The sequence below is a fragment of the Streptomyces sp. FIT100 genome (assembly GCF_024584805.1).
Lineage (GTDB): Bacteria > Actinomycetota > Actinomycetes > Streptomycetales > Streptomycetaceae > Streptomyces.
This window is the reverse complement of the sequence record NZ_CP075715.1, coordinates 6,834,708-6,861,360: the sequence shown is the minus strand read 5'-3', so window position 1 is coordinate 6,861,360 and position 26,653 is coordinate 6,834,708. Positions and strand designations below refer to the sequence as shown.

Sequence of the window (26,653 nt, the reverse complement as noted above, 5' to 3'; positions counted from 1 at the left end):
GGGGCGGCGCGGGCCCGGCTCGGACCGTCAGCCGGCGAGGAAGCCCCGCACCCCGGCGGAGACCCCGTCGTCGACGAGCAGGTCGTTGTGGTCGAGGCAGCCCGCGGCGACGTTGGTCGCCCCGTTCAGCGGCACGCTGTCGTCGGGGTTGATCTCCGCATCGCAGTTGGACCAGAACGTGGCGTACCGGACCGCGCCCGGCGTCTCGTCGCCCGAGGCCAGCTGCTTCTGGACGTACGAACCGGGGGTCATGTCCCGGCATGCCTGGTCCCACGCGGCGCACAGCCACGCCGTGGTGGTGCCGTGGTTGGGGCCGCCGAGCGACACCAGGCTGCGTACGGTGTCCTGGCCACCGCCGAACTTCACGTACCAGCGACCCGTCAGGCTGCCGAAGGAGTGCGTGACGACGTCGACCTGCGCGGCACCCGTCTGCCGGCGGACGCCGTCCACGTAACTCGCGAACTGCCCGGCGAGCACCTCGTTGACCGACTGGCTGGTGTCGTAAGGCCAGGCGAAGAGCTCCGCGTCGGTGTAGCCGGCGGCCTTGAAGTCGTCCTTGAGCTGACCCCAGACGCCGGGGCCGGCGTTGTAGCCGTGCACGAAGACCACGGGGGTGCGGGCGGCCGCGGCCTTGCTCGGCTCGGCCGCCGTGCGCAGAGCCTGCGCGGCCGGCTGGTAGCGGTGGACGGTGGTGGAGAGGATGCAGATGCCGGGCTGGATGACCTGGGCGCGCAGGGTCCGGCTCGCGGGGTGGTAGTCGATTCCCTCGGTCTCGAAGGTGCCCGAGCAGAAGCTGCGCTGGGGCAGCGGGCCGAGGCTGGTGACGTGCCCGGTGACCTCGGCACCGTCCAGGGGCCGTGCCAGGTCGATCTGCTGGAGCGGGAGTCGGTCGGGCCACAGGTCGGTGCTGTGGTCGTCGGACGCGCAGAGCAGCCGGGTGGCGGTGACGAAGTCGCAGCCCTGGATGTCCCGGATCCGGTGGTCGAGCGTGATCTGCGCCGCCCGGTCGAGGGTCCCGCCGGTGGCCGGGGTGGAGGGGTTGAGCACGGGCGCCGGGAAGACGAGGAGGCGGTCGGTGTCGCCCCACTCGCCGGAGACCAGCCACTGCGCGTCGGGGGAGACAGCGGCGAAGGCGTTGTTGTACTTCTCCCCCGGCTCCAGCTGGTGGACGTAGTTGTAGCCGGCGCCCTGCGGCGTCGTGACCCGGAACATCTTCGCCGTGGCCGCGTCCTGGTCCTCGTACGCGTCGAAGACATATCCGTTGGCGATGTCGGGGTCGCCGACGTGCGTCCACCCCTGGTCGCGCACGGAGGACGGGATCGAGCCGACGCCGCGGTACAGGGTGGTGCCGTCCTCCCGCGTCGCCACCCCCTGTCCCCCGGTCAGGCTGCTCACATTGGACGAGCCGGTCTCCTCCCAGCCGTCGATGGTGGAGGCCGCGACGGCGGTGGCCGCGTGTGCCGGGGCGAGTGTGCCCGCGGCGGTCAGTGCGATGGTGCCGAACACGACGAAGGCGGCTCTCAGGGCCGCGCGCAGTCGAGGGCTCATGCAGATGTCTCCTCGTGAAGTCCGTGCCGGTGATCACGATCGGCCCGTGAGCCTAGGAGCCGAGGTGAACGGCCGGGACACAGGCAGCGGTCCGAGGCAGAAACGACGCCACAACTGCCCTGGGCGGCCGCCGGCCGGGACGGGGCGGACCGCGGCCGGAGGAGAGGACGCACGGCACCGGCGGGGAGACGGGCGAACGGGGCACTTGCGACGGGGCGGGCAAGGAGACGAAACGGAAGGTGCACGGTCGGCGTCAGGGACCGAGGAAGTGCTGACGTGCCATGAGAAACACTTGGGCGGACGGTGGTTGACGGTGCCTACGGCCCGCGGTTCCCGGGCTCCGGCCGCTCCGCACGCGTTTCGTCAGGCGGAAAGCGGCAAGCCGACGAGTATGCCTCTCCGACGTAGCAGTGGGACGAACCAGGCTGCGACAGTCATCACCGTCGTGGCCGACGTCATGGCCGGAATCATCGGCCTATGGATCCTGATGTACCTGCTCGACGCGAACCGGGCCAACGGCCTGGTGACATTCGTCCAGGATGCGGCCCGCTGGCTCGCCGGCTGGTCGTACGACCTGTTCACCTTCGACGAGAGCTGGGCGCGGGTCGTGGCGGGCTACGGTCTCGCCGCGGTGGTGTACCTCTTCATCGGCCATGCGGCGGCGGGCCGGCTCCGCCGGCGGTGAACTTCGCCGCGCCGATGCGCGCGGGAGTCAGGCAGGACTCAGGCGGGACTCAGGCGGTGCGGCCTCCGCGACGGTCCCCCGACCGGCGGACCTGCTCGGTGAACGCCTCGTACGCCCGCTCGTCGAAAAGGACGAAGCGGACCTCCTCCACCGCCGTCTCCGCGGCCCGCACCGTCTCCACGGCGGTGCGGGCCGCGTCCTTCATCGGCCAGCCGTAGGCGCCGGTGGAGATGGCCGGGAAGGCGATGGTCCGCGCACCCAGTTCGTCGGCGACCCGGAGCGACTCGCGGTAGCAGGAGGCGAGCAGCGCCGGGTCGCTGCCGTGCGCCTGCCACACGGGGCCGACGGTGTGGATGACCCACCGGGCGGGCAGCCGGCCCGCGGTCGTCGCGACGGCCTGGCCGGTCGGCAGGCCCTTGCCGTACCGCGAGGCGCGCAGCTGCCGGCACTCGTCGAGGATCTCCGGGCCGCCGCGCCGGTGGATCGCCCCGTCGACGCCCCCGCCACCGAGGAGTGAGGAGTTCGCGGCGTTGACGACGGCGTCGACGTGCTGCTCGGTGATGTCTCCGTGGACGAGGGTGAGGGTGGGGTGCGTGGTCATACGGCCATCATCGCGTGCGGAGGTGGCGCCAGACCGCCTTCGCGGCGTTGTGGCCCGACATGCCGTGCACGCCCGGTCCGGGCGGGGTCGCGGAGGAGCACAGGAAGACCGCCGGGTGCGGGGTCGAGTACGGGAAGAGCGAGAGCTTCGGGCGGAGCAGCAGCTGGAGCCCGCTCGCCGCACCGCAGGCGATGTCGCCGCCCACGTAGTTGGCGTTGCGCGCGGCGAGTGCGGGCGGTCCCGCGGTGGCACGGGCGAGCACGTGGTCGCGGAAGCCGGGGGCGAAGCGCTCGATCTGGCGCTCGATGGCGTCGGTGAGGTCGCCCTCCCAGCGGGCCGGGACGTGGCCGTACACCCAGAAGACGTGCTTGCCCTCGGGCGCCCGGGAGGGGTCGACGAGGCTGGGCTGGGCGGAGATCAGGAACGGCGTGCCGGGGGCGCGGCCGCCCGAGGCCTGGGCGAGCGCGGCGCCGATCTCGCGGCTGCTGGGTCCGATCTGGACGGTGCCTGCGCGGCGGGGCGCCTCGGCCGTCCAGGGGACCGGGCCGTCCAGGGCGTAGTCGATCTTGAAAACGCTCGCGCCGTAGCGATAGTGGTCGTACACACGGCCGAGGCCCGCGATACGGGCGAGCGCGGTCGGGGAGGTGTCGAAGACATAGGCCCGGGCGGGCGGGAGGTCGTCGAGGCGCTTGATCTCGGTGCCGGTGTGGATCGTGCCGCCGCAGTCCCGTACGTACGCGGCGAGGGCGTCCGAGATGGACTGCGAGCCGCCGCGCGGCAGCGGCCAGCCGACGGCGTGCGCGGCGAGTGCGAAAACGAGGCCGACGGCGCCCGTGCCGATGCCGTGGAGCGGGGCGATCACATGGGCGACGAGGCCGGAGAACAGCGCACGGGCACGGTCGTCCCGGAAGCGGCGCATCAGCCACGTGGACGGCGGCAGTCCGGTGAGGCCGAAGCGGGCGAGGGTGAGGGGGTCGCGGGGCAGTGCGGTGAGCGGCAGGGACATGAAGTCGCGGGCCAGGGTGTCCCACTTGCCGTGGTAGGGCGCCATCAGGCGGCGGTACGCGCCGGCGTCCCGGGACCCGAAGGAGGCGGCGGTCTCCGCGACCGAGCGCGCCAGCACGGCGGCGGTGCCGTCGTCGAAGGGGTGGGCCATGGGGAGCGGGGCATGGAGCCACTCCAGCCCGTACCGTGCGAGCGGCATCGCGTTGAAGGCCGGCGAGCCCGCGCCGAGCGGGTGCACGGCGGAGCAGGGGTCGTGGCGGAAGCCGGGGAGGGTGAGCTCCTCGGTCCTGGCGCCGCCGCCCACGGTGTCCAGGGCCTCGAACACGGCCACCGAGAAGCCGCGGCGGGCCAACTCGGCAGCCGCGGTGAGCCCGTTGGGTCCCGCCCCCACGACGACGGCATCGAGCATCGACGGCACCTTCGACTCCTTTGTCTGCCGATGGCCAAGGAACCCAGCATATTGCGCGGCGCCGACACCGCCGTCGGCGGTAGCGTCCAGCGCGATGAACGACCAGATGAGCGACCGGACGAACGATCGGACGAGCCACAGGACGTACGACCCGACGCACGACCGGACGCACGAGCTGATCGAAGCGATGGCCGCGGGGCTCTCGGGCGTGCGCGGGGTGCGTGCGGTCGCCCTCGGCGGAAGCAGGGCGCGCGGGGCGCACCGGACCGACTCCGACTGGGATCTCGGCGTCTACTACCGGGGCGGCGTGGACGTGGCGGGCCTGGCCGCGCTGGCCGAGGAGCTGACGGGCGCGGCGGTGGAGGTGGCCGGTCCGGGCGGCTGGGGTCCCTGGGTGAACGGCGGTGCGTGGCTCACGGTGGACGGGGTCCGGATCGACTGGATCCTGCGCGATCTCGACCGGGTGGAGTCCGTGTGGGCGGACTGCCGCGAGGGCCGCTACGAGGTGGGCGTCCAGGCGGGGCACCCGCTGGGCTTCTGGTCCCCCGCGTACGCGGGCGAGGTGGCCCTGTGCCGTGTCCTGGCCGATCCGGCGGGTGAGCTGGTGGCCCTGCGGACGCAGACGGGAACGTACCCGGAGCCGCTGCGGAAGGCACTGGTCGACGCGGCATGGGAGGCGGAGTTCTCGGTGGCGGTCGCGGCGAAGTCGGCGGGGGCGCGGGCGGGCGCCGGGGATCCGCTGCACGTTTCGCTGTGTCTGTCGAGGGCCTTCGGGATCCTGGCCCAGTCGCTCCATGCGCACCAGCGGATGTGGCTGCTGAACGAGAAGGGCGCCCTGACGGGAGCGGCGGCCCTCCCGGCCGCGCCGCCCGACTTCGCGGCGCGGGTGGCGGGGGCGCTGCGGGGACTGGACGCGAGCGCCGTGGCCGCGGCGGGAGCACTGGTACGGGAGGTGCGGGGGCGGCTGGTGTGACCGGGGCTTCGCCGCCCCGGCCGACCCCCGTGGCTCCGCCCCCGGACCCGTCCTCGAACGCCGGGGACGCTAGGGCTGGACTACCGGGCTACCGGGAGGCTCCCGCCAGCAGGCCGTGGACGTACGCCGCCGTCGCCGCGTCCCGGGCTGCCGTGAAGGGCAGCGCGCTGCCGCCCGTGATGCGGAAGCGCTCGCCGGTGAGGGTCAGGTCGGTGCCGCCCGCCTCGGAGACGAGGAGGAGGCCCGCCGCGTGGTCCCAGGCGTTCTCCCAGGAGAAGGCGACCGCGTCCAGGGCGCCGCGGGCGACGTCGAGGTACTCCAGGCCGGCGGAGCCGCACGGGCGGGCGTGGACGCGGTCGGCGTGCTGAAGGGGGCGAAGGGCCTGCTTCTCCCCGTCGCTGGTGAAGTCCGGGTGGGACATGGCCACTTCGAGCACCGCTCCGGGGGCGGGCGAGCCCGCGCGCACCGGCACCCCGTCCAGGCGCGCGCCGTGTCCGCGGACCGCGATCGCCATCTCGTCCAGCGCCGGGGCGTACGTCCACGAGGCGAGCAGCTCGCCGTGGCGGGCGAGGGCGACGAGCGTGCAGAAACCGGGGTCGCCGTGGACGAACTGGCGCGTGCCGTCGACGGGGTCGACGATCCACACCGGCGCGTCGCCGCGCAGCGCCCCGTACACCGACGGGTCGGCGTGGACCGCCTCCTCGCCCACCACCACCGAGCCCGGCAGCAGCGCCGTCAGCGACGCCGTGAGGTGCTCCTCGGCGCTGCGGTCGGCGACCGTCACCAGGTCGTGCGGGCCGTTCTTCTCGACGATCTCGTGTGCGGCGAGCTGCCGGAAACGCGGCATGATCTCGGCGGCGGCCGCCTTGCGGACCGCCTCCTCGACCAGGGCAAGGGTGCCGGACTCCCAGGGATTCCCTGTCGTCCCGGACAGAAACTCTTCGGTCATGCGTCCAGGAAAGCACGCACGACTGACATTCCCGCCGACTCCCGGTGAATGAACGGTGGCCGCTACACCGATTCACGGCACCTTCCGCATGAACGCCAGATGTCCGGTCAGCGGCCTACCGCATAACCCTGCATGCCCCGCGGGTTCGCCGCGGCCGAGAGCACGCCCGTCTCCGGGTCGCGTGCGACCGCGCACAGCCTGCCCTCCGACCAGGCGTCGCCCACCGTGACGTCATGCCCACGGCGCCGTAGCTCCGCGACGACCTCCGGGTCCGTGCGGGACTCCACGGTGACGGACCCCGGCCGCATCCCGCGCGGGTAGAAGGAGCCGGGGAAGCTGTCGTTGTGCCAGTTCGGGGCGTCGATGGCGCCTTGCAGGTCCAGGCCGCCCCGCACCGTGCCCCGCAGCGCCACGGCGAGGAAGAAGTGCACCTGCCACTGGTCCTGCTGGTCGCCGCCGGGTGTGCCGAAGGCCATCACCGGCACTCCGTCCCGCAGCGCGAGCGACGGCGTCAGGGTGGTCCGTGGGCGGCGGCCGGGCGTGAGGGAGTTCGGCAGGCCCGGGTCCAGCCACGCCATCTGGAGGCGGGTGCCGAGCGGAAAGCCCAGTTCGGGCACGACCGGATTGGACTGGAGCCAGCCGCCGCTGGGGGTGGCCGCGATCATGTTGCCCCAGCGGTCGACGATGTCCAGGTGGCAGGTGTCGCCCCGGGTGCCGCCGTCCTTGGCGACGGTCGGCTCGCCCGCGCCCGCACCCGCGATGCCCATGGCGTCGAAGCCCGGCTCCCCCGCCGCGACACGCAGGGCGTGCGCGCTGAGCACGGGTGCCCGTCCCGCGGGGCTCCCGGGCCGCAGCTCGTACGACGCCTTCTCGCCGATCAGCGCCCGCCGCTGCGCGTTGTACGGCTCCGACAGGAGCGCGTCGACCGGCACGTCGGCGGCGTCGCCGTACCACGCCTCCCGGTCGGCCATGGCGAGCTTGCAGCCCTCGACGAGCAGATGGACGTATGCGGCGGAGCCGTACTCCGGCAGCTCCGGCGGCAGCAGCGCCAACTGCTGGAGGAACGCCGGACCCTGGCTCCAGCCGCCCGCCTTGCACACCGTCCAGCCCCGCCAGTCGTACGTCGCCGGAGCCTCGTACGCGGCCGACCAGCCCGCCAGATCGGCCGCGGCGAGCGTGCCGGTGTGGCGGGTGCCGCTGGTGTCCATCGTGGGCCGCGCGGACTGCCGTACGAGCGCCTCGGCGATGAAGCCCTCGCGCCAGACCGCCCGCGCCCGCTCGATCTGCTCGGTCCGCTCCCCCTCCCCCGCTTCCGCGACCAGGCGCCGCCAGGTGGCGGCAAGGGCCGGGTTGCGGAACGGTTCGCCGGGACGCGGGGCCCTGCCGCCCGGCAGGTAGACCTCGGCGGAGGAGGTCCACTCGGTCTCGAAGAGTCCGCGTACGGTCTCCACGGTCTCGCCCACCCGCCCGACCGGCGGGTGGCCGTCCTCGGCGTACCCGATGGCGTACGTGAGCACCTCGGCGAGCGTCCTGGTCCCGTGGTCCCGCAGGAGCACCATCCAGGCGTCGAACGCGCCGGGCACGGCGGCGGCGAGCGGACCGGTGCCGGGGACCAGGTCGAGGCCGAGGCCCCGGTAGTGCTCGATGGTGGCCCCTGCGGGCGCGGGACCCTGCCCGCATAGCACCCGCACCTCGCCGCCCGCGGGGGCGAGGATGATCGGGACCTCGCCCGCGGGGCCGTTGAGATGCGGCTCGACGACGTGGAGGACGAAGCCGGCGGCGACGGCGGCGTCGAAGGCGTTCCCGCCGTCCTCCAGCACGGCCATCGCGGACTGCGAGGCCAGCCAGTGGGTGGAGGACACCATGCCGAAGGTGCCCTGAAGAGTCGGCCGGGTGGTGAACATGTGCGGTGGCTCCATGGGTGTGCGGGATTCGGTGTACGGGATCCGAGGTACGGGATTCGGTGTACGGGGGCGAGGCTGCGGGGGATCGGCAGCGGGGCTCAGGGAGTTGGGGCCGGGGCTGTGGCGGAAGCCGCGGCCGCGTCGGGTGCCGTGCCGTCGTCGGCCACCAGGTGGCAGGCGACCTGCCGGGCCGTACCCGGCAGCGTACGCAGCTCCGGGATCCCGGTCCGGCAGCGAGCGACGGCCACCGGGCAGCGGGTGTGGAAGCGGCAGCCCGGCGGCGGCGCCAGCGGGCTGGGCAGCTCGCCGCTCAGGACGATCCGCTCGCGGGAGCGCTGGGCGGCCGGGTCGGGCACGGGCGCGGCGGAGAGCAGCGCCTGGGTGTACGGGTGCTTGGGGGCGGCGAACAGGTCAGCGGTCGGGGCCTGTTCCACGACCTGGCCGAGATACATCACGGCGATCCGGTCGGCGAGGAACTCGACGGCCGCGAGATCGTGGGTGATGAACAGGCAGCCGAAACCCCGCTCGCGCTGGAGGTCGGCGAGGAGATTGAGCACGGACGCCTGGACGGAGACGTCGAGCGCCGATGTCGGCTCGTCGGCGATCAGCAGGTCCGGGTCGACGGCCAGGGCCCGGGCGAGCGAGATGCGCTGGCGCTGGCCGCCGGAGAGCTCGTGCGGATGCCGGTCGGCGTACTCGGGCCGCAGTCCGACCTGCGCGAGGAGTTCGCCGACCCGGGCGCGTACGGCCTCGCCGCGGGCGGCAAGCCGGTGCAGCCGTATCGGTTCGGCGATGATGCCGCCGACCGTCATCCGCGGGTCGAGGGAGGACGAGGGGTCCTGGAAGACGAGGTGGAAGTCCTTGCGCAGGGGCCGCAGGGCGCGCCGGGAGAGCCGGGTGACGTCGGTGCCGTTGATCCGGACGGTGCCGGCGGTCGGCGCGTCGAGGCGCACGGCGCAGCGGCCGACGGTCGACTTGCCGCTTCCCGACTCGCCCACGAGGCCGACGACTTCGCCGCGGCCGACGGTGAGGCTGACGTCGTCGACGGCCCGGACGGTGCCCTTGCCCGAGGCGAAGTGGCGGGTGAGGCCGTGCAGTTCGAGGACGGGTGGCTTGCTGGTCACGGCGTGACCTCCGAGGTGGTCGGGAGCGGGTGCCGGCAGGCCGTCTCGTGGGCGGCGGCGAGCGTCGCGAAGGCCGGCCGCGCGGCGGTGCAGGCGTCGTCGGCGTAGGCGCAGCGCGGGGCGAAGGTGCAGGCGTCGGGCTGGGCGTCGAGGCTCGGGACGAGACCGGGGATCTCGGGGAGCCGCCGCTTGCCCTCGCCGCCGGGGCGGAGCACGGCGCCGAGCAGACCGCTCGTGTACGGGTGCCGGGGCGAGGCGAACAGCTCGTCCACCGGGGCCTGTTCGACGGTCCGGCCCGCGTACATGACGAGCACCCGGTCGGCGAGGTCGGCGACGACGCCGAGGTCGTGGGTGATGAGGACGATCGCGGTGCCGAGGCGCTCGCGCAGTGACCGGAGGACCTCCAGGATGCCCGCCTGGACGGTGACGTCGAGTGCGGTGGTCGGCTCGTCGGCGATGAGCACCGAGGGATCGCAGGCGACCGCGACGGCGATCATCACGCGCTGCCGCGTACCGCCGCTGAGCTGGTGCGGGTACTCGGCGGCACGGCGGCGGGGCGCGGGGATGCCGACCAGTCCGAGGAGTTCCACGGCCCGCTCGGCCGCCGCCCTGCGGCCGAGGCCCTGGTGGCGCCGGAGCACCTCGGTGATCTGCCGGCCGACGGTGAGGACGGGGTTGAGCGATGTCATCGGCTCCTGGAAGATCATCGCGATGTCCTTGCCGCGGACCCTGCCGAGTGTCCGGTCGTCGGCGCCGGCGAGTTCGCGGCCGGCCAGCCGGATGGAGCCCTGGACCCGGGCCGTGGGCGGCAGCAGTCCCATCACCGCCATCGAGGTGACGGACTTGCCGCAGCCCGACTCGCCGACCACCGCGAGCACTTCGCCCGCGGCGAGGTCGTAGGAGACGGAGTCGACGGCGTGGACGGTCCGGCTGTCCGTACGGAAGGACACCGACAGGTCGCGCACGCTCAGCACGGGCGTCACGGATGAGGTCATCGGGTCGCTCCACGGGGGTCGAGGACGTCACGGAGCCCGTCGCCGAGCAGGTTGAAGGCGAGCGTCGCCGCGACGATCGCGAGCCCGGGGAAGACGGCCAGCCAGGGCGCGGGGGCGAGGAACGGCTGTGCGCCGGAGAGCATCACGCCGAGCGACGGATCGGGCGGCTGCACCCCGAGGCCGAGGAAGCTCAGAAGCGCCTCGCCGATGATCGCGGCGGGGATGCCGACGGTCGCCTGGACGATCAGCGCGGAGGTGGCGTTGGGCAGGATGTGGCGGCCGAGCACGGTGGCGTCGCCGCCGCCGTTGGCGATAGCCGCGGCCACGTAGTCGGTGTGCTTGAGCCGGAGTGTCTCGGCGCGGGTGATGCGGATGACGGCCGGGATCTGGGAGATGCCGATGGCGATGGTCGCGTTGGAGAGTGAGGGACCGAGCACGGCGGCGAGTCCGACGGCCAGGACCAGGAACGGGAAGGCCAGCATGGTGTCGGTGATCCGGGAGACCGTGCTGTCGGCGATCCGGCCGTAGTAGCCGGCGAGCAGCCCGAGCGGTACGCCGACGAGGAAGGCGAGCACCACGGCGAGCAGCCCGACCTGCATCGAGGCGCGGGCGCCGTGGACGATGCGGGAGAGCTGGTCGCGGCCGAGGTCGTCGGTGCCGAGCCAGTGCGACCAGCTGGGTTCGGCGAGGACGTTGCCGAAGTCGGGCCGCGCCGGGTCGTAGGGCGCGATCAGCGGTGCGAGGAGGGCGGCGAGGACGAAGACGGCCGCGATGACTCCGCCGGTGAGGGCGAGGCGGTTGCGGCGCAGTGCCCGCAGTCTGCCGCCGCCGTGCGCCGCGGCCCGGAGCCTCGGCCGCAGGGCGCTGAGTACGGTCGTGGTCACCGGGCACCTCCGAGCCTGATGCGCGGGTCGATCACCGAATACAAGACGTCGACCAGCAGGTTGATGAGGATGTACGCGGCGGAGGTGCAGAGCACCACGCCCTGCAGCGTCGCGTAGTCACGGGTGAAGACGGCGTCGATGGTGAGCTTGCCGAAGCCGGGGAGGACGAAGATCTGCTCGGTGACGACGGCGCCGGAGATCAGGTGCCCGAGTTGCAGGCCGAGCACGGTGACGACGGTGACGAGGGAGTTCCGCAGGGCGTGCCGGCCGATGACGGCCCGTCGTGAGAGCCCTTTGGACCTGGCCGTGCGGATGTAGTCGGCGGAGAGCGAGTCGAGCATGGCGGCCCGGGTCTGGCGCATCACGACGGCGGCGAGCCCCGATCCGAGGACGATCGACGGGAGCACCATGCGGCGCAGGTTGTCGAGCGGGTCGGTGCCGAAGGGCACGTATCCGGAGGCGGCGAAGACCGGTACGGCGATGGCGAAGGTGAGGACGAGCACGATGCCGAGCCAGAAGGTGGGCACGGAGAGGCCGAACAGGGCGATCGCGTTGGCCAGCCACTCCTCGGGCCGCCCGCGTCGTACGGCGGCCACGACGCCGGCGCCGATGCCGACGACGACGGCCAGCAGCAGGGAGAGCGCGGCCAGTTCGAGGGTCACGGGCAGGGCTGCGGTGATGGCGTCGGCGACGGGCAGTCCGGTGCGCGACGAGGTGCCGAGGTCGCCGGTGACGGCGTGGCCGATGAACCGGCCGTACTGGATGAGGACGTTGTCGTCCAGGCCGTAGCTCGCGCGGATCGCGGCGAGCGCCTCGGGGCTGCGTTCCTCGCCTGCGAGGGCGAGCGCCGGGTCGCCGGGCAGGGCCCGGATGCCGGCGAAGACGACGATGCTGACGAGGAAGAGGGTGAGGAGGGACTGGCGCAGCCGGGTGAGCAGATAGGTGGTCATCGTGTGTACCCCGCGGACTTGATCCGGACGAGGCCGTCGCCGTAGACGCGGACGCCCGCGACGGAGGTGGTGGCGACGACGTAGTTCTTCTGCCGGTAGAGGTAGATGAGGGTGTGCTCGGCCCGCACCCGGCGGGTCAGTTCGGTGTAGATACGGGCGCGTTCGGCGGGGTCGGCCTCGGTGCGGCCGCGTTCGACGAGCCGGTCGATGTCCGGGTCGGAGAGTCCGTAGGCGTTCATGGCTCCCCGGGTCCTGAGGAAGCTGGCGATGTTGCCGTCGGGGTCGAGCCGGCCCGACCAGCCGCTGGTGAAGGCGGAGTAGTTCCCGGCGTCGGTCTCCTCGAGGAGCGTGGCGTACTCGGTGGGCCGCAGGGTCACCTCGAACCCGGCCTCCTTCGCCATGGCCTGGACGACCTGGCCGAACCGGCTGGACTCCGGGGTGGTGGAGACCTTCAGCTCCATCCGTACGGGGATGGCCACGCCGGCCTCGCGCAGCAGCCGCTGGGCCCGCTCGACATCGCGGCCGGGGCACCGGGCCGGCGGTATGCCGGGGGCGATGGCGGACTGGGGCGAGACGGGGCCGCAGGCCGGTTCGTACATGCCCTGGTAGACGACCTTGTTGATGAGTTCGCGGTCGAGGGAGAGCTCGAACGCCTCGCGGACGCGGACGTCACGGGCGAGGGGGGTGTCGATGCGGCCGGGCTCGGCGCCGAGGCCCTTGACGTTGCCGACGTTGAGGCCGATGCCCTGGTAGCCGAGCGAGGGCGAGGTGAAGAGCTGGAGCTCGGGCTCGGTGAGGGCGCTGCGGACGTCCACGGGGCCCATCTGGTCGCCGATCTGGATGTCGCCGGAGCGCAGGTTGGCGAGGCGGACGTTGCCGTCGGGGATGGGTTTGTAGACGACCTGGTCGAGGTGGACGCGGTCGGCGTCGTAGTAGTGGGGGTCCTTGGCGAGGACGATCCGGTCGCCGCCGACGCGTTCGACGAAGCGGAACGGGCCGACGCAGGAAGGGTGGTTGGTGAAGTTCTTGCCGTACTTCTTCAGCGCGGCCGGGGACATCACCATGCCGGAGCGGTCGGCGAGGACTCCGGTGAGGGGTACGTACGGCTGCTTCAGGGTCAGCTCGACCGTGTACGGGCCGGTCGCCTCGGCGGTGCGCAGCGGGGCGAGTTCGGTGCCGCGCGCCGAGCCGGGCAGGTCGCGGTGGCGCAGGAGCGAGGTGACGACGGCGGGTGCGTCGAGCGCGGTGCCGTCGCTGAAGGTGAGGCCCTTGCGTACGGCGATGGTGACGGTGCGGCCGTCGGCGGAGGTCACGGGCAGGGCGGCGGCGAGCTGCGGCACGACGGTGCCGTGCTGGTCGATGTCGTACAGCTTCTCGCACAGGGACGAGAAGACGGTCCGTCCGACCAGGGTCTGGGCGAGCGTCGGATCGAGCTTGTCGGGGTCGGAGTTGAGGGCGATGGTGAGGGTGCCACCGTCGCGTACGGGGCGCCCGTCGGTCATCCGTACTCCGCCGACCTCGGTGGCCGAGGTCTGGAGGGACGTGCAGCCCGACATGAGGGCCATCAGGGCAACTGCCGCGGGGGCAACGGCTGTTCGGCGCACGAGGGAACTTCCTCCCGCCAGAGGTGATCAAGGAATACCGCAGACCGTATTTCGCATACAGTCCGCACGACAAGAGGTCGGGAGGCGGAAGCCCGCCTGCTTTTGATGAAGATCGGGTAACCCCGCCCGGCAAAAGGTGCAGTGCACACCCAACCGCACCCCGCCGCGCGGCGCCCGGGAATGGCGAGGTCAAGGGCGGCGTTGTCGTTACCGCGGTGAGCACGTGGGAGGCAGCGGTGCACGGTGAGTACAAGGTCCCGGGCGGCAAGCTCGTCATCGTCGACCTCGATGTCGAGGACGGCCGTCTGAGGGACGTCCGGGTGGCCGGTGACTTCTTCCTGGAGCCAGACGAGGCCCTCCCGGCCATCGACCGCGCCCTGGAGGGCGCGCCCGCCGACCTCGACACCGCCGCGCTGGCACAGCGCATCGAGGCGGCGCTGCCGCCCGGCACCGAGATGTACGGGCTGACCACGGAGGGCATCGGCGTCACCGTGCGCCGCGCGCTCGCGCAGGCCACCGACTGGACCGACCACGACTGGCAGCTCGTCCACGACGGTCCCCAGCCGCCCGCGCTGCACATGGCGCTCGACGAGGTCCTGACCGCCGAGGTCGCGGCCGGGCGGCGGCCGCCCACGCTGCGGGTGTGGGAGTGGGGTGCCCCCGCCGTGGTCATCGGGAGCTTCCAGTCGCTGCGCAACGAGGTCGACCCGGCCGCCGCCGAACGCCACGGCATCACGGTGGTGCGGCGCATCTCCGGCGGCGGGGCGATGTTCATCGAGCCGGGAAACACCATCACGTACTCGCTTTCCGTGCCCGGCTCGCTCGTCTCCGGCCTCTCCTTCACGGACAGTTACGCCTACCTCGACGACTGGGTCCTCGGCGCGCTGGGCGACATGGGCATCAGGGCCTGGTACCAGCCGCTCAACGACATCACCACCGAGGCGGGCAAGATCGCGGGCGCCGCGCAGAAGCGGGTGGCGGACGGCGGGGCGGTCCTCCACCACGTGACGATGGCGTACGACATCGACGCCGCCAAGATGGTCGACGTCCTGCGGATCGGCCGGGAGAAGCTCTCCGACAAGGGCACGAAGAGCGCGCAGAAGCGGGTCGATCCGCTGCGCCGCCAGACCGGTCTGCCGCGCGAGGCGGTCATCGAGCGGATGATCGACTCCTTCCGCGGCCGGTACGGGCTGACGGAGGGCGGGGTGACGGACGAGGAGATGGCGCGGGCACAGGAGTTGGCGCGGACGAAGTTCGCGACGCCCGAGTGGACCGCGCGGGTGCCGTAGGACGACGGGGGTTGGTCGGGGTCGGCCGGGGAGGCCGGCCGTCAGAACGCCTGCGGGTGGCGGAAGAACCGCCCCGGGTCGTACGCCGCCTTCACGTGCGCGAGCCGGTCGGCGTTCGCGCCGTAGTACGCCCGGCGCCAGTCCCGCAGTTTGGGATCCGTGTAGTTCTGGTACGCCGCACCGCTCGCCCAGGGCCGCATCGCCGCGTGGGTGCCGTCGAGCCATGCCTGGTGCCCGGCCACGGTCGTCGCGGAGGCGCTCTCCGGCCAGGACACGATGTACTGGGCCAGGAACAGCGCGGTGCGGTGGACGAACGCCGTGTCCGCCGCCCGTACCCGCCCCACCGCGCCGCCCAGGGCGTCGAGGGCCACGCTTCCGGCGCCGCCCCCGGTGAGCGCCGCCAGCCGCTCCACCCGGGCGAGCAGCGCCCGCACACCGTCGGAGGGAATGCGCCGGGTGTAGAAGTCGGAGCGAGCCGCGTACGATTCGCGCGCCACGCGCCCCTGCGGGGTGCGGCCGGGCAGGCTGCCGCGCTGATGGGCCTGTGCGACGGTGAAGCCGGAGACCCCGCCCATCACCTTCATCGCGTCCATGAACGGGCGGGTGCGCACCGACACCGACCGCGCGGGCCTGCCGATCGCGTCGGCCAGGCGGTCCAGACGGTTCTCCAGGTCACCGCGGGCGCCGAGGGACAGGCCCCCGACCCGGACCGAGCCCGGCCGTCCCCCGGCGGGTGCGGACAGATGCAGATTGGCCCAGATCTCGTCGGGGGCGGTGGGGGCCCAGCGCTGCCACTCGCGTACGACGGCCGCGGCCTGCGACCAGGGCCAGCTCAGGAAGAACGTGGTGCACCGCGGCGCCGCGTGGGTGCGCAGCCGCAGCTCGGTGACGACGCCGAACTGGGCGTTGCCGCCGCCCCGCAGCGCCCAGAACAGGTCGGGCTCGTGCCGGGCGTCCACGAACCGGATCCGGCCGTCGGCCGTGACGATGCGGGCGCCGGTGACGCTGTCGCTCGTCAGGCCGTAGGCGCGGCTGACAACACCGATGCCGCCGCCGAGCGCCAGCCCGGAGATGCCCACGGTGGGGCAGGACCCGGCGGGCACGGTCCGCCCGTGTGCCGTCAACCGGGCGTAGACGTCGATCAGTTTGGCCCCGGCGCCGATCGTCGCCGTCGTCCCGGAGAGCGCGACGGACGCCATCTTCTGCACGTCGACGACGAGTCCGGGCCCTGACGACCAGCCGGCGTACGAGTGGCCGCCGCTGCGTACCGCGACGGGGACCCGGTGCCGACGGGCGAACTCCAGGCAGCTGCAGACGTCTTCGGTCCGTGCGCAGTACGCGATCCCGGCCGGCCTGAGCCCGTCGAAGCGGGGGTTGAAGAGCGTGCGCGCGGTGTCGTAGTCGCGGCCGCCCGGCCGGACGAGTGTGCCGTCGAGACCGCGGGCGAGCGCCGCCCAGTCACCGGCGCGCGGGGCACGGGGGGCCCGGCCCGCCATGGCCGCGGGCGCCCCGGCCGCGAGGAGGCCGGCGGCCGCCGCGCCCATGCCCGCGCCCAGCAGCCCGCGCCGGGTGAGCCCACCGGCCCTCGTGGTGGCCGATCCCTCGCCCGTGGCCGTCCCGTTCATGCCCTGCCCCCTGCCCTCACCCTGGTCGGCTTCCGACCGGGAGGATGCGAGGAACAGGCGGCGGGTTCCGTGCTCGCCGGCCCGGCCGCTCAGCAGGTCCGGCCGGCCCGCCCCGTCAGCCGGAGCCGCGTACGAGCAGCAGCAGCGCGTCCGTGAGGTCCTCCGCCGGTGAGCCCGTGGCCAGGCGCCGCAGCTGGAGGCCGGTGACCAGGGCGACGGTCGTCGCCGCGAGGCGCTGGGCGTCGGGCACGCCGAGGGCCGTGAGGATCTGCACGGCCAGGCGGTCGTACGCGGCGAAGCACTCCGCGGCCGCGGGGCGCAGCCGTTCGTCCCGCCCGGCCTGGATGTAGAGCTCGAAGGGGGCGATGTGCGCGCTGTCGAAGGCCGTGCCGTCCGCGACCTGCGCGGCCAGCGAGGCGGCTCCGTCGATGTCGACGCCCTGCGCCTCGCCGGCGTCGGCGAGTTCGGTGAGGCGCAGGGTCTCCTCGCGGACGAAGTGCAGCAGCGATTCGCGCAGCAGCTCGTGCTGGCTGGTGAAGTGGTAGGTGACCGAACCGAGCGAGACCTCCGCCTCCTTGGCGATCCGCCGGTTGGTGACCGCGGCGACGCCGTCCTGGCCGATGATGCGCAGGACGGCACCGATGATGCGCTGCCGCGTCGGGGGTATCGGCGCCGTGGCGGGCGTGACGGACTCGCTGGACATGCGGGTCATTGTTCCACCGGCGCGTCACACCTGATCAGGGGGCCGGAGGGTACCGCTCGTGCCAGCGCCGGTCGGCCTCCAGCTGCGCGGCGAGCGAGACGAGCCGCTCCTCGCCGCCCGCGGGGCCGAGCAACTGGGCGCCGACGGGCAGTCCGTCGCCGGTGAACCCGGCGGGGACGTTCATCGCCGGCCAGCCGAGCACGTTCCACGGCCAGGCGTAGGGGCAGGCCGCGGCCATCGCCGCGTTGGTGCGCCAGGCACCGAGTCCGTCGAAGGTGCCGATGGCCGGCGGGGGCGCGGCGGTGGTCGGGGTGAGGACGACGTCGTACGTGGCGAAGACGGCGCCGATCCTGCGGTGCTGGCGGGCTTCGCGGGCGCGGGCCGCGCGGACGATCCGGCCGGCGAGGAAGCGGCCGTTGCGCAGGGCGGTGCGGGTGCGCGGGTCGAGCAGGGCGGGTTCGGGGTGCAGGGCGGCGGCCTCGGCGACGCCGACGGTGCCGCGGGGGACGAAGCCGAGGCCGATGAGGCCGTAGCGGGGCCGGGCCTCCTCCACGTGGTGGCCGAGCCGGGCGAGGGTCTCGGCGAGTGCCGTCACTGCGCGGCGGACGTCGGGATGGGGTGCGGCGCCCGTCAGCGTCAGCGGGGGCCGCCAGGCGAGGGCGATGCGCAGCCGGCCGGGGTCGCGGCGGGCTGCGGCGGACGCGTCGACGGCGCCGGGCCGGTGGCGGTCCTCGGGGTGCGGGCCCTGGACGACGTCGAGGAGGAGGGCGGCGTCGGCCACGGTGCGGGCGAGCGGGCCGTTGACGGCGAGGCCCTGGAAGGCGTCGGTGTGCGGATGGAGCGAGACCCGGCCGCGCTGTGGCTTGATGCCGACGAGATGGGTCCAGGCCGAGGGGATGCGGATGGAGCCCGCGCCGTCGGAACCGAGGGCCCCGGCCACGAGTCCGGCGGCGACGGCGGCCGCGGAGCCGCCGGACGAGCCGCCCGGGGTGTGCGCGGGCGACCAGGGGTTGCGGGTGGCGCCGAAGGCGGGGCCCTCGGTGAAGGGCCACTGGCCCAGTTCGCAGGCGTTGGTCTTGCCGACGACGACGGCCCCGGCGGCCCGCAGCCGCCGTACCGGCTCGCCGTCGGCGGTGGCGGGGGCGATCTCGCCGCGGCAGCCGAAGAGGGTGGGGAGCCCGGCCACATCGGTGTCGTCCTTGACTGCGACCGGGACGCCGAGCAGCGGCAGCCTCTCCCCCGCCGCGAGCCGCCGGTCGGCCGCGTCGGCCTCGGCGAGCGCGTCCTCGGTGCGCACATGCCGGAAGGCGTTGAGCACGGGCTGGCTCGCCTCGATGCGCTTGAGGGACGCGGCGACGAGCTCCCGCGCGGTGACCTGGCCCTCCCTCAGCATCCTTGCCTGTTCGGCGAGTCCGGTGAAATCAGCGGTGGACATGGTCACCCTCGGCTCCTTATCGTTCGTTCGAACGAACAGAACTGGAGGGTAACTACAGACAGACCACCGATCAACCACCCCAACAAGCCCTGCACCGCACAGAATTCACCCGACCAAGGCCTAGGTGTTCTGTCCCCGGAGGTTGTGGACGGTGATGCAGGTCTCGGCTGAGGGATCTTGAAATGGGTGAGGGCCTTCCGGCCTGGTGTCACAGGGCAATACACCTAGCCCTCCAAGCCCGCTGCCCCATTCCGGGCCCTCCATGGCCGCAGCTCGGCATCTGAGCGACAACCGCTTGCCTCCACTCGGCCACGACCGAGGGGCGCGTCGGCGACGCCGAGGCACACCTCAAGCAGTCCGGGCTTGACGAGGCACTACCCATCCGACTCTCTCGTCGCCAACATGCAGCCGCCCAGTTCGAGTTACCCGCACCACAAGAGAAGAACCATCTTGACAGCCTTTCACTAAGATGTCACTCTTTGATCAGATATTGGCGCTTTGTGGAGAAATTACAGCTCGTTGAATTACCTGTAATTCAACGAAATGCCCATGATCTGCACTGCGTCGACGGAGGAAGGAGCCGGCAAGAGCTCCCTCGGCCAGGCATGTGTCGCGGAACACGGCCATCGCAGTCAATGCGATAGCCAGAAGCACAGCGAATGGCGGCCACCGAAGAGGACCTTGGACCTGGCGCCGCCGCCCCCCACCGGCCCTGGGGAACATCGGTACAGCGGTTAACGAGGAACACTCAGGTCATGAGTGGCGAGGGACCGTGACCGACCATCCGGGACCGAGTGGACGACACGGCCGGGGCCAACATCGCGGACGTCCTGGCGCAGGGGCACCGTGGCGAGCAGTCCCTTCAGTCGTACGCGCAGGATGTGCGGGACACGACCCGCGACGTGCGGCGAGGTGACACTGCACTGCGCTGACGCTGTACGTGCGCACAAGGGCCCGCGCCGACCAGGTCCTCACTGGCCGATGGACGACCTGCCCGACGGGCTCCAGGGCCGTAGCACTGGCACATCACCGCAGCCTGCTGGATCGCCCGCTTCAACGCGCAAGGGGGGGGCAGAGGGGCATGGCTCAGATTCGCCAGAGACCCCACCACGAGATCATCCAGGGCCTGGCGTTCACTGCGGCGCTCCGAGGAACTTCATCCTCCTCGGACAGGTGACAGAGGCTCACCGATCGCCATTGACCTCTACCTTCGCTGGCTTCCGATCGACCGCAAATCGAAGCAAAGGACACACCGGTGCAAATCCAGGCGAGTACGTTTCGCGACCACTGCCAGGATGTAATGAACGAGGGTAAGTGCATAGTTTTCGGACTTTCGGCATTCAACTCATTCTTCACACCCGGAACAGTCCGCACGCTGATTCGTTGGGGTGCAGATCACTTCGACCGTGTTGAGGTACTCCTTCCCGGCTACGAAGCCAGTTTTGCGGCGATCGCCGCCGGTAGCCCTCCATTGGCCGCCGTCCGGAAAGTCAAGCATGCCGTGAAGAATCTTCGGTCGCCGGCGCGTAATGCGTTGGAACAGGCTGGACTCGCACCCGCGACACATACGTGGACGAAAAAGGCTGGACATCCTCGCTACAGGGATCTCAGTCAACAGGTTGCGGCAGCCTACGAGAGCTCAGAACGGGTGCGGCAGTGGTGTGATCGCACGACCTCCGAGCACTTGCGGCAAGTACTCGACACGACTCCCACACCGGGCCAAGTTGCGCTGAATCGCTGTTACGTGCTGGCGGAATTGCCATATCTCATGGATGCCGCCGGGGTGGTTGATGCCCCGAGCGCGGTGTTCGCCTATCCCCACTCGTGGCCCCTGCAGGAAGCATTGCTGAACGGTGAGATCCCAGAACTTATGCCAGCAGACCGGCATGGCTTCGTAAAGGTGAGCATTTCACCCCGCATCGAGGAGAAAGTCCCGTGACCGCTTCCGAAGATGTACTGACGTGGCCCTTCCCTCCAGGAGAACACGGAACCCCACCGCCGCTTTATGCCGAGTTGCGGGCGCAGCACCCAGTGTGTCCCGTGCGAATGCCGTCAGGTTCGGTAATGTGGCTGCTGACGCGGCGAGAGGATATTCGTGCGGTCGCTGCCGATCACAGGCGGTTCACCCGCAATCTCACCTATCCGCATGCTCCCCGGATCTCAGGGGAAGATTTCAATAGTGTAAAGGGAGGGATTTTCAATCTCGATCCGCCCGATCACACCCGGATCCGGTCGGTCCTGGCACCCTTTTATACGCGCACTTCTGTGGCCGGATATGCAGATGTGATCCGTCATCACGCACGCGATCTACTCCAGGCCATGACAGACGGGATCAATCCCACCGACTTGATGACGTCTTATGCTGAACCTCTGGCCTTGCGCTTCAACTGTCAGATGCTCGGCATCTCGCCCCGGCTGCGGCAAAAGTACCACGAGTTCTTCCGGGTGCAGACGAATCAAACTGGCGAGCAGGAATCAGTAGCGGACGCTACGGAACAAATCAGCGCCATGGCCCGAGAGGTAATCGCCGCGAAGGAAGGCGCCAGTTCCACCGATGGGCCTATCGGCGCGTTGATCCACGCCTACCACCGCGGGGTTCTGTCCCACGAAGAATTGATTGGCACAGTCGATTACCTGATGGTGACGGGCGTGGACCCGCTGATCTCCCCAACCGGGACGTTCACCGCCACATTGCTGCGACTTCCAGGTTACGCGGATCGGATGATCGCACATCCCGATGGCTGGCCGCCGGTAGTCGATGAACTCTTGCGCTATCACCATAATGGTTACCTGTCCAACCCTCGTGTAGCGACAGAGGATGTCGAATTGCATGGGGTACGGATCAGGAAGGGTGATGCTGTGGTGACGCCGTTCCTGGCCGCCTGCTGGGATCCGTCCTATTACTCTCATCCGGAAAAGGTCGACGCCTCCCGTGAGAATGATGGGCTGACTTTCGGCCATGGCCCGCACTACTGTCTCGGCGCGAGCCTGGCCCGGCTCTATCTTCACATCGCTATGCAAGAACTGTTCGGCCGCTTCCCCACCCTGACCCTGGCTGTTGCTGCGGACGAAGTACCGTGGGACGACGACATTCTGTTCACTCGCCCTACTGTCCTGCCGGTTGCGTGGTGACACGAAAAGCCCTCCTCGTTGCCGATAGGGAAGGTACCCATGATTGACCTCACTGGTGCAGACCTGACGTCCTTGTTTACGGCTGAACTGGAATTGTGTGCGGTCCGCAAGAGGGAAAGCCTCGTCGTACTCACTGAGCCGTCCAGCCGCGGTGACTACGCCGCCGCGGCTTTCGCTGCGGCGCGTGGTCTCGGAGCGGATGTGGCACTTCTGACCCTGCCCGGAGGCTCCCCCGCCCCGCTGCCCAGCGCGCGGACCGGGACAAGCTACGGACTGCTCTCGTTGGAACACAACCAAGCCGCTCAGGACTTGCTGAAGGCGGTGGACTTCGTCGTGGATCTGACATTGGAGGGAATGGCGCATACTCCCTTCCTGGGCGACATACTCCACGCTGGCACACGAATGCTATACGTGTGTGAACCTCCCGACGTGCTTTCCAGGAGCCTTCCCAAACCACAGGACAAGGAGACGGCTCAGAAGGCCGCTGAACGACTTGGGAGGGCCAAGAGCATGCATGTCGTCTCGCAAGCGGGAACAGACCTTCGCGTCTCCCTTGAGGACAGCCACCCGATGTTCCAGTGCGGATTCGCAGACGAGCCCGGACGCTGGGATCACTGGCCGGCAACCATGGTGTTGTGCTGGCCGCGAACCTCCGGTGTCCAAGGAACGCTCGTCTTCGATGTAGGGGATGTGATTTTTCCACTCAAAGAATACGTTTCAAGCCCCGTGTCCCTTGTCATCGAGGCAGGCCGGATTACCGATATCGGTGGGGGCTTGGAGGCGGTTATGTTGCGCACCTTCTTCGACCATGCCGGCGACGATGCGGCACGCATGATCTCCCATATCGGTTGGGGCCTGATGACCAGTGCCGACTGGCTTTCACTAGGCATGTACGACAAGGGATCGGTAGTCGGCATGGACGCACGAGCTGCAGCAGGAAACTTCCTGATCTCCACTGGTCCGCACCTCGTCGAGAACCGGTGGACGCCGTACCATCTTGATCTCCCCATGCGCAACTGCACCGTTTCCCTTGACGGCGTTCCGGTTACCTGCGAAGGCGTTCTTGTCTAGCTTTCCATCGACAAACAGCAATAGAAGCCGTCGACAGAGGGGAAACTGATGACAGCTCAGCAAACAAGCAGGCCCGATCTCAGGGCACTCACACAGGAATGGGTTGAGTCGTTCAACCGGCACGACGCTAGGGCGTATGCAAGTTTCATGGCAGCAGACTGCTATTTGGATGATGTCGCACGCGGGATGACTTGCAGCGGATCCGAAGTGGTCGAACACGCATGCAGGGAATGGTTTTCCGTTACCCCGGACACGCATATTGCATTCATGACCATTATTGTTTCAGGCTTGGATGCGGCTGTGCAATGGGTCAACACTGGGACGGTTGCCAAGAGGATGCCGGAGCCGTTGGAGGGTGCCGTTATCGGCAGCAGGTACGAGGTGCGCGGCGTCAGCATTCTGAAGTTCAACGAGAACGGCACGATCCAGAGGGTGACGGATTACTGGAACCCGGTCGAGATGATCGGCCGCTCGGAGCCTTAGTTGGGTTCCGCAACCCGAACAGTGGAGGTGTTCCGTGGCTCCCAGTCAGTACGACAATCTGGCCCAGTTGTTCGAGGACTTGTCCGAGCTTCCAATCCGACGCCACCTTGAGTTTCCGAGCGTCCGTGCGCTGATCGGTCCACCTGATGGGCTGCGCATCCTTGACTTCGGATGCGGCAGTGGTGTCTACAGCCGCTGGCTCGCGAAGCATGGCGCGGCATCGGTCATCGGACTTGACGATTCCACAGGGATGATCGACTACGCCGTCCGTCGTGAGGAGCAGGAGGGGCTCGGCATCCAATACCTGGCCGGATCGCTGCCATCGGAAGTGAATGGGACGTTCGATCTGGTCCTGGGGGCCTATGTGTTGCCCTACGCCACTCGCTACAGCGACCTTGTCGGGCTGTGTGACACGGCTGCCCGCGCCTTGCGCCCCGGAGGCCGGTTCCTCACCTTGGTCGCAAACCCCGAACTCCCCACGGATCCGGATTACTACACCCGCTACGGCTTCCGGCTGCAGATGGACGGCGCCCGGGTGGACGGCGCTGCACTTGACCTCAATCTGCGGTTCAACGAATACGACGTGCATGTCACCGCTCGCTACTGGAGTGCTCCGACGCTGGAGAGAGCCCTGGCCGAGGCCGGGTTCACGGCTCTGGAGTGGCGAGCGCACCGGCTGTCCGAGGAGCCAGAGCCCGACGCGGCCTTCTTCCAGCCATATCTCCATGTACCGCACGCCGCGATCATCGCCGCTGTGAAGGAGGCGGGGTAGGAGGCGACCTCCTCATGAGAAGCCATCTGCCCCTTCCCTCGTAGCGTGGAGAAGTCCGCTGTGAGAGGAGCGACCCGTCAGGGCGCTGTGCCGAAGCCGGAGAGAGCCGGCTCCTGCTCGCTTACCTGGGTGACGTCCATGTCCAGCTTCGTCTCGTACGCGTGGGTCGGCCAGCAGATGCTTCCGTTCCTCGTCCAGCTGGCAAATTCCTCCCGCCTGGGGGCCTGGGGAGTACAACGACTGCCTTCGGCTCGCAGGGGCCCGACGCCTGTGCTGAACGGCCGCCGGTGCTCTGACCCGGAGCGATGAAACGGCAGGGGCGGCGGCACTTGAAAGCGCGTTGCCGCCGGGCCAGCGCGAGTCGCGTGCCCGCCAAGGACATGGACGCCGCGAAGGCAGTGATGAGCCAGGCCCTCGACGCCCCCGACGCGGCAGAAGGCGCCAGGCTGACGGAGAGACATCAGCAGACTGCCTCACAGGGAGTTGTCGGCCTCACCCGGGAGTCCAACAGACTCTGCATCACTGCGTCTCGTAGAAGCTCATCAAGTCGTTTGCCGAATCCCTCACGCCGGATCCGCAGCAACGAGTCCGACACGTTCGGCCGCCGCCCGAAAAGCGGGTGGACGGCCAGGGGAGCACCGGCCCCGACATCAACTACACGCGTGCCGGGGAGGTGACTCCAAGGACACAGATCCTGACGTCCGTCGACGCCTTCCTTCGGGAGCGAACGCTTCATGGCCCCGCTGTCTGCCGCCTCCCTTGCACGGAGCGGAGTTCGGTCTCCTTGGCCAGTGGTCTGGGTGAGGACGGATGAGGGCAAGTACGTCCGGCTTGTGGCTGCGCCCCGGCGCGAGTGACGCCATCGGAAGCCTGTCCGCCGGGTCCGGACGAGTTCAGCGCTCCCTCCCCCGCCGCGGCAGCATCAGCAGCGTGTACAGGAGCAGCGACGCCGCCAGGCCCACCGCCCAGCCGTAGTCCGCGAGCGGTTTCAGGAAGGGGATCAGACCGTCCGCGGGGAAGGGGCCCTTGCCCGGGGCGGAGTGGGAGCCGCCCACCGCCAGGACGCCGCCGACGGTGAAGGCGGCCACCGCGCGCCAGTTCCAGCCGGCCGTGTACCAGTAGCGGGAGCCCGGTGTGTAGAGCTCCGCCAGCGCGAGGCGGGTGCGGCGGATGATCCAGTAGTCGGCGATGAGGATGCCGGCGACCGTACCGAGGAGGCCGCCGACCAGGCCCAGCCAGGTGAAGATGTAGAGCTCGGGGGTCTCGGTCAGCTTCCACGGCATGATGAGCACGCCGACGACGCCCGTGATCAGCGCTCCCGTGCGGAAGTTGATGAAGCGCGGGGCGAGGTTCGCGAGGTCGTACGCGGGTGAGACGACGTTCGCCGCGATGTTCACGGAGATCGTCGCGATCAGGACGGTCACCAGGGCGAAGAGGAGCCCGAAGACGTTGTCGGTCTTGGCGGCCAGCTGGACCGGGTCCCAGATCGGGGCCCCGTACACGGCCTGCGATCCGGAGGTGACGAACACCGAAAGGAGCGCGAACAGCGTCATGGTCGTGGGCAGGCCCAGGGACTGCCCCCACACCTGGGCGCGCTGGCCGGCGCCGAAGCGGGTGAAGTCCGGGATGTTCAGCGACAGGGTGGACCAGAAGGCGATCATTCCCATCAGGGACGGGAAGAAGACCGGCCAGAAGTCCTCGCCCCAGCCGAGCTTCGACGGCTGGTCGAGCAGCGGGCCGAAGCCGCCCGCCTTCACCGCGATCCACACCAGCAGCACGAGCGCGCCGACGATCACGAAGGGCGCCGCCCAGTTCTCGAAGCGGCGCAGGGTCTCCATGCCCCGGTAGATGATGGCCAGTTCGACCACCCAGAAGACGGCGAAGCACAGCCACAGGGTCCACGGCTGGCCGGCGATCTCGGCCGTCTCCGCCCAGCCGCCGAAGATCGCGCCGAGCAGGACGAAGATGCCCTGGCCGCCGATCCAGGTCTGGATGCCGAACCAGGCGCAGGCCACCGCTGCCCTGATCAGCGCCGGCAGGTTCGCCCCGCGCAGCCCGAAGGAGGCGCGGGCCAGGACCGGGAAGGGGATGCCGTACTTGGGGCCGGCGTGGCCCGTGAGCAGCATCGGCAGCAGCACGATCACATTGGCCAGCGCGATCGTGAAGACGGCCTGCTTCCAGTCCATGCCGAGCGCGACGAGCCCGGAGGCCAGCAGCCAGGACGGGATGTTGTGGGCCATGCCGACCCAGAGCGCGGTGAAGTTGTACGTCGTCCAGCGGCGCCGGGCGATGGGGACGGGCAGGAGGTCGTCGTTGACGAAGGGCCCGTCGGCGGGGCGGGTGCCCGGGGCGAGCTCGACGCGGCCGTCGGCATGGGTGAGCTGGGCGGCGGGGGTCGGCGGTATGGCGGCGGTGTCGGTCATGGCGCGGACCTTTCGGTGGGGGTTGCGTGGGTGCGCCGCGGCGGGCGGCCTGCGGCGGTGGCGCCGGTGCGCCGCGGCGCACCCCGCGG

Annotated in this window: 23 protein-coding genes; 9 read left to right on the top strand and 14 right to left on the bottom strand. The window is 70.5% G+C overall.

The features are described 5' to 3' along the window. Positions 1-27: 27 nt before the first annotated feature. Positions 28-1,548, bottom strand: coding sequence for an esterase/lipase family protein (locus tag KK483_RS35560; protein WP_399015415.1), 1,521 nt, complete (start codon positions 1,546-1,548; stop codon positions 28-30). A 391-nt stretch (positions 1,549-1,939) separates the two neighbouring features. Here KK483_RS35560 and KK483_RS30690 point away from each other — a divergent pair, with 391 nt between their 5' ends. After that, entirely contained in the window at positions 1,940-2,233 is a 294-nt protein-coding gene (locus KK483_RS30690; RefSeq protein ID WP_262008474.1) for a hypothetical protein, read from the top strand. Between the two features lie 49 nt (positions 2,234-2,282). On the opposite strand, the gene KK483_RS30685 is transcribed toward KK483_RS30690, so the two are convergent. Then, on the bottom strand, positions 2,283-2,834 hold the full coding sequence (locus tag KK483_RS30685) for an O-acetyl-ADP-ribose deacetylase (protein WP_262008473.1): 552 nt from the start codon (positions 2,832-2,834) through the stop codon (positions 2,283-2,285). A 7-nt stretch (positions 2,835-2,841) separates the two neighbouring features. Beyond that, positions 2,842-4,257 carry an NAD(P)/FAD-dependent oxidoreductase gene (locus KK483_RS30680; RefSeq protein WP_262008472.1) on the bottom strand — a complete coding sequence of 472 codons (1,416 nt, stop codon included), beginning with the start codon at positions 4,255-4,257 and terminating at the stop codon, positions 2,842-2,844. A gap of 178 nt (positions 4,258-4,435) precedes the next feature. Here KK483_RS30680 and KK483_RS30675 point away from each other — a divergent pair, with 178 nt between their 5' ends. Next, entirely contained in the window at positions 4,436-5,221 is a 786-nt protein-coding gene (locus KK483_RS30675) for a nucleotidyltransferase family protein (RefSeq protein ID WP_262009750.1), read from the top strand. Positions 5,222-5,309: 88 nt separating this feature from the next. Here the strand turns inward: KK483_RS30675 and KK483_RS30670 are convergent, their stop codons facing one another. From KK483_RS30670 to KK483_RS30640, 7 genes are all read right to left on the bottom strand, one after another. Further along, on the bottom strand, positions 5,310-6,170 hold the full coding sequence (locus tag KK483_RS30670; RefSeq protein WP_262008471.1) for an inositol monophosphatase: 861 nt from the start codon (positions 6,168-6,170) through the stop codon (positions 5,310-5,312). A gap of 107 nt (positions 6,171-6,277) precedes the next feature. After that, entirely contained in the window at positions 6,278-8,074 is a 1,797-nt protein-coding gene (locus tag KK483_RS30665; protein WP_262008470.1) for a gamma-glutamyltransferase family protein, read from the bottom strand. Positions 8,075-8,172: 98 nt separating this feature from the next. Further along, positions 8,173-9,198 carry an ABC transporter ATP-binding protein gene (locus KK483_RS30660; protein ID WP_262008469.1) on the bottom strand — a complete coding sequence of 342 codons (1,026 nt, stop codon included), beginning with the start codon at positions 9,196-9,198 and terminating at the stop codon, positions 8,173-8,175. Further along, positions 9,195-10,193, bottom strand: a complete 999-nt coding sequence (locus tag KK483_RS30655; protein ID WP_262008468.1) for an ABC transporter ATP-binding protein — start codon at positions 10,191-10,193, stop codon at positions 9,195-9,197. The genes KK483_RS30660 and KK483_RS30655 overlap by 4 nt, the downstream gene beginning before the upstream one ends. Then, positions 10,190-11,077 carry an ABC transporter permease gene (locus KK483_RS30650; RefSeq protein ID WP_399015409.1) on the bottom strand — a complete coding sequence of 296 codons (888 nt, stop codon included), beginning with the start codon at positions 11,075-11,077 and terminating at the stop codon, positions 10,190-10,192. Before KK483_RS30650 ends, KK483_RS30655 begins: the two co-directional genes overlap by 4 nt. Then, entirely contained in the window at positions 11,074-12,027 is a 954-nt protein-coding gene (locus KK483_RS30645; protein ID WP_262008467.1) for an ABC transporter permease, read from the bottom strand. The genes KK483_RS30650 and KK483_RS30645 overlap by 4 nt, the downstream gene beginning before the upstream one ends. Continuing rightward, the gene (locus tag KK483_RS30640) at positions 12,024-13,592 is read right to left on the bottom strand and encodes an ABC transporter substrate-binding protein (RefSeq protein ID WP_262008466.1); all 1,569 of its coding nucleotides are present in this window, start codon (positions 13,590-13,592) and stop codon (positions 12,024-12,026) included. The genes KK483_RS30645 and KK483_RS30640 overlap by 4 nt, the downstream gene beginning before the upstream one ends. A 275-nt stretch (positions 13,593-13,867) precedes the next feature. On the opposite strand from KK483_RS30640, the gene KK483_RS30635 reads away from it, so the two are divergent. Continuing rightward, entirely contained in the window at positions 13,868-14,920 is a 1,053-nt protein-coding gene (locus KK483_RS30635; RefSeq protein WP_262009748.1) for a lipoyl protein ligase domain-containing protein, read from the top strand. A gap of 41 nt (positions 14,921-14,961) precedes the next feature. On the opposite strand, the gene KK483_RS30630 is transcribed toward KK483_RS30635, so the two are convergent. The 3 genes from KK483_RS30630 to KK483_RS30620 all read right to left on the bottom strand — a co-directional run bounded on the left by KK483_RS30630 (position 14,962) and on the right by KK483_RS30620 (position 18,683). Then, positions 14,962-16,545 carry an FAD-binding oxidoreductase gene (locus KK483_RS30630; protein ID WP_262008465.1) on the bottom strand — a complete coding sequence of 528 codons (1,584 nt, stop codon included), beginning with the start codon at positions 16,543-16,545 and terminating at the stop codon, positions 14,962-14,964. Positions 16,546-16,660: 115 nt separating this feature from the next. Beyond that, the gene (locus KK483_RS30625) at positions 16,661-17,257 is read right to left on the bottom strand and encodes a TetR/AcrR family transcriptional regulator (protein ID WP_262008464.1); all 597 of its coding nucleotides are present in this window, start codon (positions 17,255-17,257) and stop codon (positions 16,661-16,663) included. Positions 17,258-17,282: 25 nt separating this feature from the next. Then, on the bottom strand, positions 17,283-18,683 hold the full coding sequence (locus KK483_RS30620; protein WP_262008463.1) for an amidase: 1,401 nt from the start codon (positions 18,681-18,683) through the stop codon (positions 17,283-17,285). Positions 18,684-19,477: 794 nt separating this feature from the next. On the opposite strand from KK483_RS30620, the gene KK483_RS30615 reads away from it, so the two are divergent. From KK483_RS30615 to KK483_RS30590, 6 genes are all read left to right on the top strand, one after another. Next, the gene (locus KK483_RS30615) at positions 19,478-19,615 is read left to right on the top strand and encodes a hypothetical protein (protein WP_262008462.1); all 138 of its coding nucleotides are present in this window, start codon (positions 19,478-19,480) and stop codon (positions 19,613-19,615) included. A gap of 323 nt (positions 19,616-19,938) precedes the next feature. After that, entirely contained in the window at positions 19,939-20,622 is a 684-nt protein-coding gene (locus KK483_RS30610; RefSeq protein WP_262008461.1) for a tRNA-dependent cyclodipeptide synthase, read from the top strand. Beyond that, the gene (locus KK483_RS30605; RefSeq protein WP_262008460.1) at positions 20,619-21,815 is read left to right on the top strand and encodes a cytochrome P450; all 1,197 of its coding nucleotides are present in this window, start codon (positions 20,619-20,621) and stop codon (positions 21,813-21,815) included. The genes KK483_RS30610 and KK483_RS30605 overlap by 4 nt, the downstream gene beginning before the upstream one ends. Before the next feature lie 39 nt (positions 21,816-21,854). After that, a complete protein-coding gene (locus KK483_RS30600) occupies positions 21,855-22,886 on the top strand; it encodes a hypothetical protein (protein WP_262008459.1) in 1,032 nt (343 codons plus the stop codon). A 48-nt stretch (positions 22,887-22,934) separates the two neighbouring features. Beyond that, on the top strand, positions 22,935-23,369 hold the full coding sequence (locus KK483_RS30595; protein ID WP_262008458.1) for a nuclear transport factor 2 family protein: 435 nt from the start codon (positions 22,935-22,937) through the stop codon (positions 23,367-23,369). A 34-nt stretch (positions 23,370-23,403) separates the two neighbouring features. Continuing rightward, complete coding sequence (locus KK483_RS30590; RefSeq protein WP_262008457.1) at positions 23,404-24,141, top strand: class I SAM-dependent methyltransferase; 738 nt, start codon at positions 23,404-23,406, stop codon at positions 24,139-24,141. 893 nt (positions 24,142-25,034) lie between these two features. Here the strand turns inward: KK483_RS30590 and KK483_RS30585 are convergent. After that, a complete protein-coding gene (locus tag KK483_RS30585) occupies positions 25,035-26,564 on the bottom strand; it encodes an NCS1 family nucleobase:cation symporter-1 (protein ID WP_262008456.1) in 1,530 nt (509 codons plus the stop codon). Positions 26,565-26,653: the final 89 nt, after the last annotated feature.

Excerpts from the sequence above, each read along its gene's own strand:
- KK483_RS30690 (WP_262008474.1), top strand. The coding sequence starts at position 1,940 with ATGCCTCTCCGACGTAGCAGTGGGACGAACCAGGCTGCGACAGTCATC.
- KK483_RS30595 (WP_262008458.1), top strand. The coding sequence starts at position 22,935 with ATGACAGCTCAGCAAACAAGCAGGCCCGATCTCAGGGCACTCACACAG.
- KK483_RS30645 (WP_262008467.1), bottom strand. The coding sequence starts at position 12,027 with ATGACCACCTATCTGCTCACCCGGCTGCGCCAGTCCCTCCTCACCCTC.
- KK483_RS35560 (WP_399015415.1), bottom strand. The coding sequence starts at position 1,548 with ATGAGCCCTCGACTGCGCGCGGCCCTGAGAGCCGCCTTCGTCGTGTTC.
- KK483_RS30625 (WP_262008464.1), bottom strand. The coding sequence starts at position 17,257 with ATGACCCGCATGTCCAGCGAGTCCGTCACGCCCGCCACGGCGCCGATA.
- KK483_RS30675 (WP_262009750.1), top strand. The coding sequence starts at position 4,436 with ATGGCCGCGGGGCTCTCGGGCGTGCGCGGGGTGCGTGCGGTCGCCCTC.
- KK483_RS30600 (WP_262008459.1), top strand. The coding sequence starts at position 21,855 with ATGATTGACCTCACTGGTGCAGACCTGACGTCCTTGTTTACGGCTGAA.
- KK483_RS30670 (WP_262008471.1), bottom strand. The coding sequence starts at position 6,170 with ATGACCGAAGAGTTTCTGTCCGGGACGACAGGGAATCCCTGGGAGTCC.
- KK483_RS30665 (WP_262008470.1), bottom strand. The coding sequence starts at position 8,074 with ATGTTCACCACCCGGCCGACTCTTCAGGGCACCTTCGGCATGGTGTCC.
- KK483_RS30620 (WP_262008463.1), bottom strand. The coding sequence starts at position 18,683 with ATGTCCACCGCTGATTTCACCGGACTCGCCGAACAGGCAAGGATGCTG.
- KK483_RS30585 (WP_262008456.1), bottom strand. The coding sequence starts at position 26,564 with ATGACCGACACCGCCGCCATACCGCCGACCCCCGCCGCCCAGCTCACC.
- KK483_RS30630 (WP_262008465.1), bottom strand. The coding sequence starts at position 16,545 with ATGAACGGGACGGCCACGGGCGAGGGATCGGCCACCACGAGGGCCGGT.
- KK483_RS30685 (WP_262008473.1), bottom strand. The coding sequence starts at position 2,834 with ATGACCACGCACCCCACCCTCACCCTCGTCCACGGAGACATCACCGAG.
- KK483_RS30640 (WP_262008466.1), bottom strand. The coding sequence starts at position 13,592 with ATGGCCCTCATGTCGGGCTGCACGTCCCTCCAGACCTCGGCCACCGAG.
- KK483_RS30655 (WP_262008468.1), bottom strand. The coding sequence starts at position 10,193 with ATGACCTCATCCGTGACGCCCGTGCTGAGCGTGCGCGACCTGTCGGTG.